Genomic DNA, 15,407 nt, shown 5'->3' with positions numbered 1-15,407 from the left:
GCTACCGCGGGCGGACATCAGCGCGCGTCGCCGTGACACAGCGCGGTCAGCGCATCGGTCTCGGCCAGGCTGGCCGCGTCGCGCGCGGCGCCGGCCAGCAGGGTGCGCTGCACGTCGCCCTTGGCCGGGGTGGTCTCGATGCAGCGCAGCTCGGCGCCGCGGCCGTACAGGCGCAGGCTGCGCAGCTGCGCGGCCAGTGCCGCATCCTTGGGCTGCAACTGCAGCTGCCAGCGTTCGCGGGTGCCGCTGCTGCTCAGCGTGTAATGCTGCTGCAGTTGCGCGCGGTCGCCGGACAGCAGCGCGCCGAAGCCGTTCTGCAGGCCGGCCAGTTCCGGCACCCGCGTCAGCGAGAAACGGCGCGGCGCCTTGCCGGCGCGCTCCAGCGTCGCTTCGCCGCCACGCAAGGTGGTGGTCTCGCGGTACGGCGCGGTGACCTCGCGCACCAGCGTGTCGCTGTCCGGGCGCCGGTACTGGCCCTGCACCCGTAGCGGCGCCTTCAGCAGCGCCGAGCTGCGCAGTTCGACGAACTTGGTGCTGACCGGGACCGGCCGCGCCAGCTTCTGCAGGATCCAGCCGGGGTCCAGCGGCTCAGGCGACGCGGCGCACAGCGGTGCGGCGCTGCACAGCAGTATCAGCATCCACGGCAAGCTGCGGCGCATCGGCATGGCGGTTGTTCCAGAAATCGTAGAAATTGAACCAGTTGTACGGCGCGGAGCGCGTGTAATGTTCCAGCCTGGCGGCGTAATCGCGGATGAGCGCGGCCAGTGCCGGCGCGCGCTGCCGACGCGGCAGGTCCAGGCCTTCGCTGAAGGTCTCGAACACCAGCTGGTAGCGGTTGCCGCCGCGGTACAGGCCGAACGCCAGCACCACCGGCACCTTCAGCGCCGCGGCGATCAGCCATGGCGAGGTCGGGAACAGCGCGCCCTGACCGATGAACGCGGCCGGCAGCGCCGGATCCTCCGGGCGCGGCCGGTCCACCAGCAGCGCGACCAGCGCGCCTTCGTCGGTGGCCTGCTTGATCGCCATGACGATCGAGGTGCTGTCCATGCCGGCGTCGATGATGTTGGCCGCCAGCTGCGGGTTCAGCGCGCCCAGCAGCTCGGTCATCGCCGGGTTGTGCGCCTTGTCCAGCACCACCTTGACCTGCACGTCGGGCCGCTCGGTGGCCAGCACCCGCAGCGCGTCGAAGCTGCCCAGGTGCGAGCCGAAGATCAGCACGCCGCGGCCGCGGTCCATTTGCGCGTGCAGTTGCTCCAGGCCCTGGATGTCGACCCGGAAGCGGTGCATCTGCCCGCACAGCATGAACACCCGGTCCAGGATGGTCGAAGCGAAGGTGTGGATGTGCCGGGCCACGTCCAGCAGCGTGGCCGGGCGGTCGAACACGCGCCCCAGGTAGTCGCGCGAGTCGCGCCGCTCCGGGCCGCGCACCAGCAGGAAATACAGGGTGATCGGATACAGCAGCAGGCGCCCGAGCGCGCGGCCGCCGTAGCGGGCGATGCTGCGGATCAGCCACAGCGCGAAGCGGCTGCCGCCCTCGGGGCGGTGCTTCCAGCTGGCGCTCATGGCGCCGCCTCGGCGACCAGGTCGCCGCTGACCAGCAGCTCCTCGCCGCGGCGCACGCGGAAGCGCCAGCGCGGCGCGGCGCCGTCCAGCTCCACCCGCGCCGGCTGCCCGGGCAGCAGCGGCTGCAGGAACTTCACCTGCGGCAGGCGCAGCGGCCCGCACGCGCCGTGCACGGCCTCCACCGCCTGCAGCACGTGGTCCAGCACCACCACGCCGGGCACCACCGGGTGGCCCGGGAAATGCCCTGGCAGGCTGGGATGATCATGCGGTACGACAAAATCCATAAGGCTCAGCGACTCAGATCCTGGGGTCGAGCATGGCACGGACGGCCTGCTGCGCGCGCTGGGCCAGCTGTTGCCGGTCCAGCGGGCCATCGGCGCCGTTCACGTTGATCGGCGTGCCGATCCGCACCCGGATCACCCCGGGCCGGACCCGGAACAGGCTGGTCGGCGGCAAGACCTTGCCCGCCCCGTCCAACGCCACCGGCACCACGTCCACGCCGGCATCGATCGCGGCCTGCAACAGCCCGGCCTTGAATGCGGCCAGTTCGCCGTTGCGGCTGCGGGTGCCTTCCGGGAACAGGCACAGGTCCTGGCCCTGGCGCAGCAGCGCCGCGGCCTGGCGCCGCACCATGGCCCCGGCGCGGCGGCTGTCGCGGTCCAGGAACAGCATGCCGGTGGCGCGCGCGTACCAGCTCACGAACGGCACCTGCAGCATTTCGTCCTTGAGCAGGAAGCGCAGCGGCACCGGCAGCGCCGCGAACAGCGCGCAGATGTCGATGATCGACTGGTGGTTGCTGACGAACAGGTGGTTGCGCGACCAGTCCACCCGCTCCCGGCCTTCCACTTCGAAACGCACGCCGGCGCCGAAGAACAGCACCGGCGCCCACACCCGCGCGCCCATGCGCAGCGGCAGCCGCGGCCCGGCCAGCAGCAACAGGCCCAGCGCCACGACGATGCCCAGCCCGGTGAACGCCAGGGTGAACAGCAGCTGCAAGGTATTCCACACGGCCCAGGCCATGCGCGACGGCATCCCTGCCCGCGGCATCTTCAGTTTGTCCTTGATGATCTGCACAACCCTCTGCATCCCCCGAGATGCGCGCGTCAGCGCAACAGATCGCGCCAAAAAACCGGCCCCAGCCGCGCCAACCGGTGCAGGAAGTCAGGCAGATTACGGTAGGGACGCTGCGGAAACCAGCGCCCGCGCAGGAAGTACTCGCCGACGAAGAAGCCGCCGATGACCCCGTAGCCCAGCAGGTTGGCGAACAGCGAGGCGCGCGCGTCGCCGATCGGCAGCGGCGACGCCACGCCCAGCTGCGCCAGCACCCCGCTGGGCACGGCGCACAGCGCCAGCACCAGGTTCAGCACGGTCATGGCGGCCAGCAGCAGCGTCCAGGCCAGGGTCAGCCGGCGCGTGTAGCGCAGCTGCGCGGGGGTGATCGGCATGCCCGCCTGGCGGTACAGGGCCTCGACGATGCGCGAGATCAGCGGCGTGCGCCCGCGCCGCAGGCTGCGCCCGAAGAACCAGGCCACCCAGGCGGTGAACAGCACCGGCGGCGCGGCCAGCAGCAGCAACGCGTGCGGCGAGCGCCACAGCGGCACCAGCCCGGCCAGCGCCGGCAACGCCAGCGCCCAGGCCCACGGCCGCCGCCGCGCCAGCGGCTCCACCAGCACCATCAGCACCAGCGCCGCGCCGGCCAGCACCGCCAGGTCGGAACGGTGCGCGGCGTTGGCCCAGTGCGCCAGCGGCGAATACGCCAGCGCCAGCAACGCGCCCAGCGCCAGCGCCCACGGCGCGGCGGCGGCCGGCGAATCAGCTGGTCTTGTTGGCTTCGACATGCGCCGACAGTGCGCGCAGCGAGGCGAAGATGCGGCGGTTCTCGTCGTTGTCCGAGCGCAGCTGGAAGCCATAGCGCTTGTTGATCGCCAGCGCCAGTTCCAGCGCGTCGATCGAGTCCAGTCCCAGCCCGGTATTGAACAGCGGCGCCTCCGGATCGATGTCGCCGGGCTGCACGTCTTCCAGGTTCAGGCTCTCGACCAGCAGCTCGGCCAGTTCACGTTCAGCGGCGGTTTGCGAAGACATCCAGAGGCTTCCAGGCGATGAGGAAAGGTGCGACACGATGGTGCATCGGGCGCAGCGACGCAACTGTCCGGTCCTGGCAGGCAAGCTATCATGACGTTCGACCGACATGTCCAGCGCAGGTTTTTCACAGATGCATTGCACCGTCCCCGTCTGCGCACCCGCACCGTCCCCCGCCGCGGCGCAGGCGCGCGCGGCGGAAACACCGGATGTGCTGGTGATCGGCGGCGGCCCGGCCGGTTGCGCCGCGGCGATCCTGCTGGCGCAACAGGGCTGGCAGGTGACCCTGCTGGAGAAGGGCCGCCACCCGCGCTTCCACATCGGCGAATCACTGCTGCCGATGAACATTCCGATCCTGCAGCGGCTGGGCGTGCTGGAGCAGGTGCGCGCGATCGGCGTGCTCAAGCTCGGCGCCGACTTTCCCAACGACAGCGGCGGCTACAACACCTTCCGCTTCGCGCAGGCGCTGGGCGCGCAGTCCGACTACGCCTTCCAGGTGCCGCGCGCCGACTTCGACCGGGTCCTGTTCGCCCGCGCCCGCGCCGCCGGCGCCGACCTGCGCGAGGAGACCAAGGTCGAGGCGGTACAGTTGGACGGCGCGCAGCCGCTGGTGCAGGCGCGCGGCGCCGACGGCGTGCGCAGCTTCCGCCCGCGCTACCTGATCGACGCCAGCGGCCGCGACACCGTCCTCGGCAACACGCTCAAGCTCAAGCGCGCCAACGCGCGGCACCAGTCGGCGGCGCTGTTCAGCCATTTCCGCGGGGTGGCGCGGCGCCCCGGCGAAGATGCCGGCAACATCAGCATCTACCGCCATCCGCACGGCTGGATGTGGCTGATCCCGCTGCCCGAGGACGTGATGAGCGTCGGCGCAGTGTGCTCTCCGGAGTACATGAAGACCCGCCAGGGCGACAGCGAGGCGTTGCTGCTGCGCACCCTGGCGCTCAATCCCGACGTGGCCGCGCGCATGGCCGGCGCGCAGCGCGTGGCGCCGGTGCACGCCACCGGCAACTATGCCTACGAGTGCACGCGCATGAGCGGGCCGCGCTGGTTGCTGCTCGGCGACGCCTATGCCTTCGTCGATCCGATGTTCTCCTCCGGCGTGTACCTGGCCATGCACAGCGCCGAGCGCGGCGCGGCGATGGTGGATGCGGCGCTGCGCGATCCGGCGCGCGAGGCGCGGCTGCAGCGGCGCCTGGAGAAACACCTGCGCGGCGGCCTGAACGAATTCAAGTGGTTCATCTACCGCTTCACCTCGCCCACCATGCGCGAGCTGTTCTCGCAGCCGCGCAACGTGCTGCAGGTGGAACAGGCGGTGGTGGCGATGCTGGCCGGCGATGTGTTCGACAACCGCGCAGTGCGGCGCCGGCTGCGCGTGTTCCGCGCGATCTACGCCATGTCCGCGGTGGCGATGCTGCCGCGCGCATGCAGCGCCTGGCGCCAGCGTCGCCGCCAGGCACGCGAACAGTTCCACGGCGACACCTTGCACGGAGACAAATCATGAGCCGGCCGCACCCGCAGTTCCCGCCCCACGAGCAGCGGCATCCGCAGCTGCAGGTGGACTACGTCGCCGAGACCGATCCGGGCGAACTGCTGCGCGACGAACGGGTGCTGGCGGTGTTCGGCTTCGGCAACGAGGCCCCGCGCCACGCCGATCCGCGCTACCTGCGCGTGCCGCTGCAGCCGCACGGCCCGCGCATGTTCGAGGTGTGGCGCAGCGACGCGGCGGTCGGCAGCGGCCGCGACGGCGACATCGCCTGGGCCAGCGACGGGCGCCTGCAGTTCGGCGTGATCGAGATCGACGAGCAGGCGCTGCACATCGAGGACGCTTCGGCGCTGGCCTATGCGCAGATCAGCGCCTTCGTCGCCGGCAGCGCCACGCCGCGGCTGCTGCGCATCTGGAACTATCTCGATGCGATCACCCTGGGCAGCGGCGACCGCGAGCGCTACCGCCAGTTCTGCGTGGGCCGCGCGCGCGGGCTGGGCGACTTCGACGTCAGCCAGCTGCCGGCCGCCACCGCGGTCGGCCGCTGCGACGAGGCGCGGGTGATGCAGATCTACTGGCTGGCCGCCGCGCAGGCCGGCACGCCGCTGGAGAACCCGCGCCAGGTCAGCGCCTACCGCTACCCGCGTCAGTACGGCCCGCAATCGCCGAGCTTCGCCCGCGCGATGCTGCCGCCGGCCGGCAGCGACATGCCGCTGCTGCTGTCCGGCACCGCCAGCGTGGTCGGCCACGCCTCGATGCATAGCGGCCAGCTGCTGGCGCAGCTGGAGGAAACCTTCGCCAACTTCGACGCGCTGCTGGCCGCCGCCCGCAGCCACCGCCCGGACCTGCCCGCGCAGTTCGGCGACGGCACCCGGCTCAAGGTCTACGTGCGCGAAGCGGCCGACCTGCCGCTGGTGGCCGCCGCGCTCGATGCCCGCTTCGGCGAGCGCGTCCCGCGCCTGCTGCTGCACGCGGTGATCTGCCGCAACGAACTGGCGGTGGAGATCGATGGCGTGCATGGGTGAGCGTGCGCGTCGATAGCGAAAGACATGGCGCCGTTCCTGCAGGAGCGGCTTCAGCCGCGACCGGGCATCACCGATCGCGTCGGTTGCAACCGACCCAAAGCCACCCGAGGTTGCTCTCCAGGAACCGGCCGTTGGTATACGGCCAAGAAAAACGCCGCCGCTAACGCGCCGGCACCGCACGCGACGGCTCGTCCACGCCGCGGGCGAGTTCCTGCTGCTGCACGCTGCGCTGCTGCTCCTGCGCGAGCGCCTGATTGGCCAACGCCAGCTTCTGGTCCGACTGCTCGACCGGCGTAGCCAGCGCCTGCTCCACCGGAACGACCGCGCGCTTCATCGCCGGATCGTCCAGCGCGCCCTGCACGGCGATGAGGTTGCCGGTCTTGCCCAGCACGACGTGATCGACCCGATCCAGCGCATTGCCCGCAAGCGAATAATCGGCCTTGCCCGGATACATGTCGCGGTTGTCCTTGCACGCCGCCAGCAGGCTCCGGCTGAGGCGCTCGCTGTTGTCGTCGTAGGACTTGCCCAGGTCGGCATCGACCTTGCGCATGCCGGTGCGGATCTGTTGCAGCAGTGCGTGGTCGGGGTGCCCTAGCTGGGTGGGGTCGGATCCGTGGTCAGGCATACCGCCATGTCTGGAGGCCGGCTCGACCTCCGGCAACTGGTTCGCGACTGGTGCGACATGCCGGTGGGTGTCGATGGTGTGCTGGAACAACCCTGCGGTAGGCGGCTGCGTACTGCCGTCCAAATACGGCAGCGGTTGCGTGTTACGGCCGAGGTTCAGTCCGTTTTCCTCCAGCAGCGACTCGCGCAGATGCAGGCGCGATAGATTCAGCGTCATTTGCGGGGTGTTGTCGCCGGGCTGGGGAGGATGCCGTGAGCGCTCTACCTGGGCGATGTAGCTGATCGGGTTGGCGGCGTAATAATTTGCGTAGTCGGAGTTGCCGAGGGCACCCAGCCCACCAGGATTCCTGGCGGGCTTGTCAAAATAATTCTGGCCCATCGCCTCGAGATTGGACTGCGTGGGACTAAGCGTAAGATCGGCATTCAGTGCAAGATTTGGCTTTAGCGTGTACGAGAGGCCAACTCCATTTCTCGTCACGTCGATGAAGTCAGCCATTCGCCCCGGCTGTTCCCTGTAAATCTCCCCAAGTGTCGGATTCGGATTCGCGGATTTTACCCGGCTGACAATTGCATTCCACCCAGCAATTTCCGCCCCTGCCTCGTCGCGGCGATTCTGCGCCAACAACTCGCCAAGGGGAGCCGTATAGTCACGCAGCGGTGAATTACCTCCGGCAATCTCACCGATCGCGCCCCTGAAATCCGTGAGCGCTCGCATGGAATCGGCCGCATTGAATCCATGCTGCAGTTCGTGGCCCAGAACGAAGGCGACCTCTCCCGCTGTTGGCAATTGTCCACCCGGCGTTGTCGTGAGCCTCGCCAAAGGCAGACGCATAGCATGGTTCTGAGGATCGTATTCACCGCCCGCGTTCGGATTCGCCAGCGGCACGATCTGCTGTAGGTGCCGCCGCTCCACTGCCAAATTGAACTGATCGACCAGGGCAGGAGACGAATTGATGATCGTCAACAGGTTGCCAACCTGATCTCGGGTGACGCCCGGCTGCGTCGCAAACGTTGCGATGATGCCTTGAGCTTGGTGGGTAAGTGCCGCCATGGCGGGCTCCCGTCATCAGGTGATAACAACCATTTTCACGCAGCTACGCCCACTACCAGCCTCCGGTGTCCAGTCATGCTCTCCTTCTGGATAGACCTCTATATGCATGCCTGGACGATCGAAATAATCGTACAGAAGGCGCCCATTCAATAGAGGGGGCTGCCCGGGCGAGGGCTGCGGAGGAGAGTCGAAGTTATGCGCACGGGTGAAGCCCATCGTCTCCAGCTCACCGGAGAATCGATCGAAATCGAACCCGCATATCTCGCGCATATCCGGCGACGCCCCCGGCGTGACGGGATAGAAGCTGAAATCCAAACGTGGATGCGCCTTGTCCATCTCAACTTCAAAGCCATGCGTCCAGTTTTGGCTCACTTTCTCGCCGAACCCGTAACGAGCCCGTCCCTCACTCGCATATTCGATGTCCACCCCCATCACCTCGCTCAAACGCTGCGGCGTGAACTCGGCAACGCTCTTGCTGGTGCGAATCAAGGTCAGCAATCGCGTCAGCATCTGTCCGGCCGTCAACTTCGGAGACGAGGGCGCAGCGGCCTGATCGGCAGCGCCGGGCGTGGCGGACGAGGTCATGGCAGGAGTTTCCTTGGCGGGAGTCGGAACGGAAGGCGTTCGCGCAGGGACGTAGGTGCAGGCACCCAAGAGGGACACGGCGACGAAAACGGGAGAAGCGCGATAGCGCATGCGAAACGTCCCTGGTGCACGGAGCGACAGGTTCAGTATACGAACCAAGCTCTCTAAATCCATCGATCCTCGGCCGTCATCGGATCGCCGGCCAATGCACAACCCGCCCTGACGCGGACGCGGACGCGATAAGAAATCAGCGCCGCGTTATCGGCGCAGCGCCCATCCGCAACTCAACCCTCCCGCGCCCCCGCCAACAGCGCCAGCAATCGATCGCGCGGCAGTTTGCCGGTTTCGTTGCGCGGCAAGGCGTCGAGTTTGCGCAGGCGGCGCGGCAGGAACACCGGGTCCAGTTCGTGGCGCAGTGCGGCCAGGATCGCGGCTTCGTCCAGTGTCGGCGCGACCACCACCGCGGCGATGCGGCCCACCGTGTGGCCGGGCTCCGGCTCCAGTTGCAGCATCGCCCCGTCGACCACACCCGGCAGCGCCAGCAGGCGCCGGGTCAGGTCGGCCAGCGAGGCGCGCTTGCCGGCGATCTCCAGCAGGTCGGCCTGGCGGCCGCGCACCTGGAAACGGCCGTCGGCGTCCACGTCCATCAGATCGGCCAGCAGCACCGGCTGCGGCAGGTGCGGCGCGTGCACCAGCGTGCCGTCGGGTTGCGGCGCTACGCGCACGCCGGGCAGCGGCGTCCACTGCGCCTCGCAGGCGGTGCGGCGGCTGGCGAACACGCAGGTTTCGGTGGAACCGAACATCTCGCGCACCTCGCCGCCGAAGCGCGCCTCGGCGGCGGCCGCCAGTTCCTGCGCCAGCGGCGCGGTGGCCGAGACGATGCCGGCCAGCGGCGGCAGGGCGACGCCGGATTCGACCAACGCGCGCAGGTGCACCGGCGTGGTCACCAGCAGCCGCGGCGCCGGTACTTGCGCCAGCGCGCGCGCCACGTCCTCGGGGAAGAACGGCCGCCCGGCGTGTACCGCCAACGGCGTCACCAGCGGCAGCAGCACCGACAGCTCCATGCCGTACATGTGCTGCGGCGGCACCGTCGCCACCACCTGCGGCACCGCGTCCGCGTCCCACAGGCCGACCAGCGCCAGCAGGTCCTGGCGCGTGCTGGTCAGGAAGTTGCCCCAGGTCTTGGGATTGGGCTTGGGCGTGCCGGTGCTGCCGGAGGTGAAACCGATCGCGACCAACGCGTCGGCCGCCAGCTGCGGCATCTCCCCGTCCAGGCTCGGCAGCGGCTCGGGCAGCTGCCAATAGCGCGGCGGCGGCTCGGGCAACAGCAGATCGCCCAGGCAATAACTGTCGGCATGGCTGCGCTGCACTTCGGCGACCACCGCCGGCGCGCGCGAGGACGGCAGCAGCGAGGTCTGCCCGCGCAGCGCCACCGCGCAGAACGCGACCATGAACCGGTAGCGGTCCTCGCACAGGTTCAGCGCATGCCGGCCCGGCGGCAGCACCGCGGCCAGGCCGCGCACATGGCCGAGGAAGGTGGCCAGATCGATGTGCTGGCCGCCGGCATAGGCCAGCGGACGCTGCAGGTCGCCAACGGCAAGCGGGTGCAGGAGTGGCGTGGGAACGACGGAAGAAGCGGCAGGCATGCGTGGCGACGGCTCGGCGGGCGACTGACCCGCAGCGGGCGGCGCGAGTCCCTAGCTTGGCCGCCGCCGCGGCCGCTGGCAAGCCGGGCGCGCCGGCCATGCGATCGCGGCGCGCGGCACGCGCACCGCGGCGACACCGAGCAACTCAGTGGTGGTAGCCGCTGTCGGCGCTGACCTTGCCGCGGAACACCCGGTACGACCATGCGGTATAGCCCAGGATCACCGGCAGCAGCAGCACCAGCCCAGCCAGCACGAAGCCCTGCGAGGACGGCGGCGACGCCGCCTCCCAGATGGTCAGCCCCGGCGGCACGATGTTCGGCCAGATGCCCAGCACCAGGCCGAAGAAGCCGAGCACGAAGAAGCACAGGGTCAGCACGAACGGGCGCGCATCGCGGCCCTGCGCCATCGCCGCGCGCCACAGCGCGAACGCGTTGACCAGCACCAGCAGCGGCACCGGCGACAGCCACCAGAAATTGCCGCCGTGGAACCAGCGCGCCATGATCCGCGAATCCAGGAACGGCAGCCACGCGCTGACCAGGCCCATGAACACCACCACCACCAGCACCAGCGGCCGGGTCAGCGAACGCGCGATGCGCTGCATCGGCCCCTCGGTCTTCAGGATCAGCCAGCTACCGCCGAGCAACGCATAGCCGAACACCACTGCCGCGCCGGTCAACATCGAGAACGGGCTGAACCAGCCCAGCACGCCGCCCAGATACTTGCCGCCCTGCAGCGGCATGCCCTCGACCAGCGCGCCGAGGATCACCCCCTGCCAGAACGCCGCGCACAGCGAGCCCAGCGCGAACGCCCAGCCCCACAGGGACTTGGAGCGATGCGCCTTGAAGCGGAATTCGAACGCCACGCCGCGGAACACCAGCGCGATCAGCATCAGCAGCACCGGCAGGTACAGCGCCGACAGGATCAGCGCGTAGGCCTTGGGGAACGCGGCCAGCAGGCCGGCGCCACCGAGCACCAGCCAGGTCTCGTTGCCGTCCCAGATCGGCGCGGCGGTGTTCATCATCAGGTCGAGCTGGTCCTCATCCTCGGCGAACGGGGCGAGGATGCCCAGGCCGAGCACGAAACCGTCCAGCAGCACGTACATCAGCACGCCGAAGCCGATCACCCCGAACCAGATCACCGGCAGCATGGTGGCCATGTCCATCAGCGCGCCTCCTCGAGGTCGTCGCCGGCCGCCGAGATCGGCCGCGCCGGCGTCTTGTCGCCGTCGTGCAGGCGCGGCTCGGGCGCGTGCGGCAGCGGCCCCTTGCGCAGCATCTTCAGGATGTACCAGCCGCCGAAACCGAACACGAAGGCGTAGGCGGCCACGTACACGCTCAGCGACACCCACACCATCGCCGGGCGGATCGCGCTGACCGCATCGCGAGTGCGCAGCAGGCCATAGATCACGTACGGCTGGCGGCCGATTTCGGTGACGAACCAGCCAGCCAGCAAGGCCACGAACCCGGCCGGCAGCATCGCGTTCCAGGCCAGGTGCAGCCAGCGCCGCCGCAGCAGCGTGCCACGCCACCAGAACCACAGCGATACGAACGCCAGCAGCAGCATTGCCATGCCCAATCCGACCATGATCCGGAACGCGTAGAACACCGGCTTCACCGGCGGCCGTTCGGCGGCGGGCACCGAAGTCAGCGGCGCGATCTCACCGTCCAGGGTATGGGTCAGGATCAGGCTGCCCACGCGCGGGATCTTGACCTCGTAATCGTTGCGCTCTGCTTTCTCGTTTGGCACCGCGAACAGCACCAGCGGCACGCCGGCGCCGGGCGCCTCGCCATGCCAGTGCGCCTCCATCGCCGCCACCTTGATCGGCTGGTGCTCGAGCGTGTTCAGGCCATGCGCATCGCCCGCGGCGATCTGCAGCGGCACCGCGATCGCGGCGAACGCCACCGCCAGCTTCAGCATCCGCCCCGCCACGGCCACGTGCACGCCGCAGCGCAGGTACCAACCGCTGACCCCGCCGATCACGCAGCAGGTGGTGATGAACGCGGCCAGCACCATGTGCGCGAGCCGGTACGGGAACGACGGATTGAAGATCACCTCGCGCCAGCTGGCCGGCTGGAACACGCCATCGACGATGGCATAGCCGGCCGGCGTGTGCAGCCAGCTGTTGGCCGACAGGATCCAGAACGTGGAGATCAGCGTGCCCAGCGCGACCAGGCAGGTGGACAGGAAATGCAGCTTCTCCGGCACCTTGCGCCAGCCGAACAGCATCACCCCGAGGAACGAGGCTTCCAGGAAGAACGCGGTCAGCACCTCGTAACTGAGCAGCGGGCCGAGGATGTTGCCGGCGCGTTCGCTGAGCACCGACCAGTTGGTGCCGAACTGGAAGCTCATCACGATGCCGCTGACCACGCCCATGCCGAACGACACCGCGAAGATCTTCAGCCAGAAGAAATACAGGTCGCGCCACAGCGTGTCGCGGGTGCGCAGCCAGCGCCATTCCAGGAACGCCAGCCAGCTCGACAGGCCGATGGTGAAGGCCGGGAACAGCACGTGGAAGCTGATGACGAATCCGAACTGGATGCGCGAGAGCAGCACTGCGTCCATGGGCGTTCACTCAGGAAACCGTAACTGGCCGCCATTGTTGGCCCCGTCGCGTGAAATTGCGTGTGACGTCTTGTCGCAGGGGGGCTGGGAATCGGGAATGGGGAATGGGGAATGGCAAGAGCGGTTTCGTGTTGCTTTGATTGCGCGTGCAAGACGAAGCGCGGGCAAAGCGCCTTTGCCATTCCCCATTCCCCATTCCCGATTCCCAGCCCCCCTGCTACCCTCGCCGCTTCCCGTTCGTCCGGAATCCAGATGCGTCGCATCCCCTTGTGCGTTGTGTTGCTGTCCCTGTCCTGCCTGGCGCCACGGGCCGCCGCGCAGGACGCCGCCCCGTTGACGATCGAGCAGGCGATGGCCGATCCGGACTGGATCGGGCCGCCGGTCGAGGCCGCCTGGTGGGCCTGGGACGGGCGCCAGGTGCAGTACCAGCTCAAGCGCGCCGGCAGCCCGGTGCGCGATAGCTACCGCCAGGGCGTCGACGGCGCCGCCGCGCAACGCGTGGAGGACACCCAGCGCAGCGCGCTGGATGCGGCCGATCCGGTCTACGACGCGTCCCGCCAGCGCATGCTGTTCGTGCGCAACGGCGACGTGTTCCTGCGCGACCTGCGCAGCGGCGCGCTGACCCAGCTGACCCGCAGCAACGAGGCCGCGGCGCGCCCGCAGTTCAGCACCGACGGCGGCGCGCTGTGGCGGGTCGGCAACGACTGGTACCGCTGGAGCGCCGGCGGCGGCACGCTGCAGGCTGCGGTGCTCAAGGCCGAGCGCGATCCCGACGCCGCGCCCAAGCCCGATGCGCTGCGCGAACAGCAGCTGCGCACCCTGGAGACCCTGGCCCGCGATCGCGCGCAGCGCGAGCTGGCGCGGCAGCAGGAGCAGGCCTGGCGCCGCGCCGACGGTAGCCGCGCGCCGGCGCCGGTGTATCTGGGCGAGGACGTGGCCATCGACGACAGCGCGCTGTCGCCGAACGGCCGCCACCTGCTGGTGGTCACCCACGCCAAGGGCGGCGACGAAGGCCGCGACGGCAAGATGCCCAAGTACGTGACCGAATCGGGCTACGAGGAATTCCAGGAAGCGCGCACCCGCGTCGGCCGCAACCCGCCGCTGGCGCAGACCCTGTGGCTGGTGGACGTGGTCGCCGGCAGCGCGCGCAAGCTCGACGTGGCCGGCCTGCCCGGCATCGACGCCGATCCGCTGGCGGCGCTGCGCAAGGCGGCCAAGCAGGAACCGCTGAAGGGACCGCGCGCGATCCGCGTGGAGACCGACGGCGACGGCGCCGGTCCGGCGCTGCACTGGAGCGCCGACGGCCGCAATGCCGCGGTGATGCTGCGCGCGGTCGACAACAAGGACCGCTGGATCGCCAGCGTCGACCTGGACAAGGCCACGCTGCGCAACCGCCACCGCCTCACCGATGCGGCCTGGATCGGCTGGAACTTCAACGACTTCGGCTGGCTGCCCGACAACCAGACGCTGTGGCTGCTGTCCGAACAGTCCGGCTATGCGCACCTGTACACCCAGCGCGGCAGCGACACGCCGCGGCAGCGCACCTCGGGCAAATGGGAAGTCTCCGCGCCGGTCGCCACTGCCGACGGCCAGGGCTTTCTGTTCCTGTGCAACCGCAAGTGGCCGGGCGACTACGAGGTGTGCAGGCTCGACCTGCGCGACGACCGCGTCAGCGAGCTGACCGCGCTCGACGGCGTGGAAGATTTCGCGTTGTCGCCGGACGGCCAGCAGTTGCTGGTGCGCTATTCGGGCAGCTACCTGCCGCCGCAGCTGGCGGTGCTGCCGGTGGCCGGCGGCAGCGCGCGCACCCTCACCGACACGCGCAGCGCCGCGTTCAAGGCGCGCGACTGGATCCAGCCGCAGTATGTGCAGGTGCCGTCCAGGCACGGCGCTGGCGTGGTCTGGGGCAAGTACTACGGCCCGCAGCATCCCGAGCCCGGCAAGCGCTATCCGATCGTGATGTTCGTGCACGGCGCCGGCTACCTGCAGAACGTGTCGGCGCGCTACACCCCGTACTTCCGCGAGCAGATGTTCCACAACCTGCTGGTGCAGCAGGGCTACGTGGTGCTCGATCTGGACTACCGCGCCAGCGCCGGCTACGGCCGCGACTGGCGCACCGCGATCTACCGCAACATGGGCCACCCGGAGCTGGACGATTACCTGGACGGTCTCGACTGGCTGGTCGCCGACAAGCAGGGCGACCGCGACCGCGCCGGCATCTACGGCGGCTCCTACGGCGGCTTCATGACCTACATGGCGCTGTTCCGCAGCCCGGGCACGTTCAAGGCCGGCGCCGCGCTGCGCCCGGTCGGCGACTGGACCCAGTACAACCACGAGTACACCGCCAACATCCTCAACACCCCGGAGCTGGACCCGCAGGCCTACCGCGCCTCCTCGCCGATCGAATACGCCGCCGGCCTGCGCGACCACCTGCTGATCGCCCACGGCATGATCGACGACAACGTGTTCTTCCGCGATTCGGTCAGCATGAGTCAGAAGCTGATCGAGCTGCACAAGGACAACTGGGAGATCGCCCCGTACCCGCTGGAACGGCACAGCTTCACCCGCGCCGATTCGTGGCTGGACGAGTACAAGCGGGTGCTGAAGCTGTTCGAGCAGCAGCTGAAGTAGGCCTGCCTGCGGCAAGCAGTCGCGACGAACGAAGCGCTGGCTTCCCGGTAACCGACGGGACCTGCCAGCGACCGGCAGCCCGCTTGCACCGGCAGCAACGCGCCCTATCCTTGCCGAACGCTTCGCGGCGCTCCCGCTGCGCTGCGCCACCGAAAGAC

14 protein-coding genes are annotated in these 15,407 nt (G+C 69.2%); 3 read left to right on the top strand and 11 right to left on the bottom strand.

Features of this window, described 5'->3' with window-relative positions:
• Positions 1-17: 17 nt before the first annotated feature.
• From FZ025_RS10075 to xanC, 6 genes are read right to left on the bottom strand one after another with little or no spacing between them, the layout of a single operon-like run.
• Positions 18-665, bottom strand: coding sequence for a LolA-related protein (locus FZ025_RS10075; protein ID WP_046980175.1), 648 nt, complete (start codon positions 663-665; stop codon positions 18-20).
• Positions 589-1,563 (bottom strand): lysophospholipid acyltransferase family protein, encoded by a 975-nt coding sequence (locus FZ025_RS10070; protein ID WP_046980176.1) that lies wholly within the window; start codon positions 1,561-1,563, stop codon positions 589-591. The genes FZ025_RS10075 and FZ025_RS10070 overlap by 77 nt, the downstream gene beginning before the upstream one ends.
• A complete protein-coding gene (locus FZ025_RS10065; protein WP_046980177.1) occupies positions 1,560-1,847 on the bottom strand; it encodes an ApeI family dehydratase in 288 nt (95 codons plus the stop codon). Before FZ025_RS10065 ends, FZ025_RS10070 begins: the two co-directional genes overlap by 4 nt.
• 13 nt (positions 1,848-1,860) lie before the next feature.
• Complete coding sequence (locus FZ025_RS10060) at positions 1,861-2,610, bottom strand: lysophospholipid acyltransferase family protein (RefSeq protein ID WP_046980187.1); 750 nt, start codon at positions 2,608-2,610, stop codon at positions 1,861-1,863.
• A 56-nt stretch (positions 2,611-2,666) separates the two neighbouring features.
• Positions 2,667-3,401, bottom strand: a complete 735-nt coding sequence (locus tag FZ025_RS10055) for a COG4648 family protein (RefSeq protein ID WP_046980178.1) — start codon at positions 3,399-3,401, stop codon at positions 2,667-2,669.
• Positions 3,376-3,645 carry a xanthomonadin biosynthesis acyl carrier protein XanC gene (gene xanC / locus FZ025_RS10050; protein ID WP_046980179.1) on the bottom strand — a complete coding sequence of 90 codons (270 nt, stop codon included), beginning with the start codon at positions 3,643-3,645 and terminating at the stop codon, positions 3,376-3,378. Before xanC ends, FZ025_RS10055 begins: the two co-directional genes overlap by 26 nt.
• Before the next feature lie 130 nt (positions 3,646-3,775).
• Here xanC and FZ025_RS10045 point away from each other — a divergent pair, with 130 nt between their 5' ends.
• Positions 3,776-5,143 (top strand): NAD(P)/FAD-dependent oxidoreductase, encoded by a 1,368-nt coding sequence (locus FZ025_RS10045; RefSeq protein ID WP_244292503.1) that lies wholly within the window; start codon positions 3,776-3,778, stop codon positions 5,141-5,143.
• Entirely contained in the window at positions 5,140-6,150 is a 1,011-nt protein-coding gene (locus tag FZ025_RS10040; protein WP_046980181.1) for a chorismate transformation FkbO/Hyg5 family protein, read from the top strand. The genes FZ025_RS10045 and FZ025_RS10040 overlap by 4 nt, the downstream gene beginning before the upstream one ends.
• Before the next feature lie 160 nt (positions 6,151-6,310).
• Here FZ025_RS10040 and FZ025_RS22345 read toward each other — a convergent pair whose 3' ends face one another.
• The 5 genes from FZ025_RS22345 to FZ025_RS10015 all read right to left on the bottom strand — a co-directional run bounded on the left by FZ025_RS22345 (position 6,311) and on the right by FZ025_RS10015 (position 12,618).
• A complete protein-coding gene (locus FZ025_RS22345) occupies positions 6,311-7,825 on the bottom strand; it encodes an XVIPCD domain-containing protein (RefSeq protein WP_046980182.1) in 1,515 nt (504 codons plus the stop codon).
• Between the two features lie 15 nt (positions 7,826-7,840).
• Complete coding sequence (locus FZ025_RS10030) at positions 7,841-8,410, bottom strand: hypothetical protein (RefSeq protein WP_046980183.1); 570 nt, start codon at positions 8,408-8,410, stop codon at positions 7,841-7,843.
• A 284-nt stretch (positions 8,411-8,694) separates the two neighbouring features.
• The gene (locus FZ025_RS10025; protein WP_104558842.1) at positions 8,695-10,056 is read right to left on the bottom strand and encodes an AMP-binding protein; all 1,362 of its coding nucleotides are present in this window, start codon (positions 10,054-10,056) and stop codon (positions 8,695-8,697) included.
• Positions 10,057-10,201: 145 nt separating this feature from the next.
• Entirely contained in the window at positions 10,202-11,218 is a 1,017-nt protein-coding gene (cydB, locus tag FZ025_RS10020; protein ID WP_104558843.1) for a cytochrome d ubiquinol oxidase subunit II, read from the bottom strand.
• On the bottom strand, positions 11,218-12,618 hold the full coding sequence (locus FZ025_RS10015) for a cytochrome ubiquinol oxidase subunit I (RefSeq protein ID WP_104558844.1): 1,401 nt from the start codon (positions 12,616-12,618) through the stop codon (positions 11,218-11,220). Before FZ025_RS10015 ends, cydB begins: the two co-directional genes overlap by 1 nt.
• Positions 12,619-12,870: 252 nt before the next feature.
• On the opposite strand from FZ025_RS10015, the gene FZ025_RS10010 reads away from it, so the two are divergent.
• The gene (locus FZ025_RS10010) at positions 12,871-15,249 is read left to right on the top strand and encodes a S9 family peptidase (RefSeq protein ID WP_104558845.1); all 2,379 of its coding nucleotides are present in this window, start codon (positions 12,871-12,873) and stop codon (positions 15,247-15,249) included.
• The last annotated feature ends 158 nt before the right edge of the window (positions 15,250-15,407 follow it).

The organism is Xanthomonas hyacinthi, assembly GCF_009769165.1.
Classification (GTDB): Bacteria; Pseudomonadota; Gammaproteobacteria; order Xanthomonadales; family Xanthomonadaceae; genus Xanthomonas_A; species Xanthomonas_A hyacinthi.
Note: the sequence above shows the minus strand (reverse complement) of the source record. Positions and strands in the feature narration are given on the sequence as shown.

Coding starts and splice junctions, on each gene's coding strand:
- FZ025_RS10075 (WP_046980175.1), bottom strand. CDS start 665: ATGCCGATGCGCCGCAGCTTGCCGTGGATGCTGATACTGCTGTGCAGC.
- FZ025_RS10070 (WP_046980176.1), bottom strand. CDS start 1,563: ATGAGCGCCAGCTGGAAGCACCGCCCCGAGGGCGGCAGCCGCTTCGCG.
- FZ025_RS10065 (WP_046980177.1), bottom strand. CDS start 1,847: ATGGATTTTGTCGTACCGCATGATCATCCCAGCCTGCCAGGGCATTTC.
- FZ025_RS10060 (WP_046980187.1), bottom strand. CDS start 2,610: ATGCCGCGGGCAGGGATGCCGTCGCGCATGGCCTGGGCCGTGTGGAAT.
- FZ025_RS10055 (WP_046980178.1), bottom strand. CDS start 3,401: ATGTCGAAGCCAACAAGACCAGCTGATTCGCCGGCCGCCGCCGCGCCG.
- xanC (WP_046980179.1), bottom strand. CDS start 3,645: ATGTCTTCGCAAACCGCCGCTGAACGTGAACTGGCCGAGCTGCTGGTC.
- FZ025_RS10045 (WP_244292503.1), top strand. CDS start 3,776: ATGCATTGCACCGTCCCCGTCTGCGCACCCGCACCGTCCCCCGCCGCG.
- FZ025_RS10040 (WP_046980181.1), top strand. CDS start 5,140: ATGAGCCGGCCGCACCCGCAGTTCCCGCCCCACGAGCAGCGGCATCCG.
- FZ025_RS22345 (WP_046980182.1), bottom strand. CDS start 7,825: ATGGCGGCACTTACCCACCAAGCTCAAGGCATCATCGCAACGTTTGCG.
- FZ025_RS10030 (WP_046980183.1), bottom strand. CDS start 8,410: ATGACCTCGTCCGCCACGCCCGGCGCTGCCGATCAGGCCGCTGCGCCC.
- FZ025_RS10025 (WP_104558842.1), bottom strand. CDS start 10,056: ATGCCTGCCGCTTCTTCCGTCGTTCCCACGCCACTCCTGCACCCGCTT.
- cydB (WP_104558843.1), bottom strand. CDS start 11,218: ATGGACATGGCCACCATGCTGCCGGTGATCTGGTTCGGGGTGATCGGC.
- FZ025_RS10015 (WP_104558844.1), bottom strand. CDS start 12,618: ATGGACGCAGTGCTGCTCTCGCGCATCCAGTTCGGATTCGTCATCAGC.
- FZ025_RS10010 (WP_104558845.1), top strand. CDS start 12,871: ATGCGTCGCATCCCCTTGTGCGTTGTGTTGCTGTCCCTGTCCTGCCTG.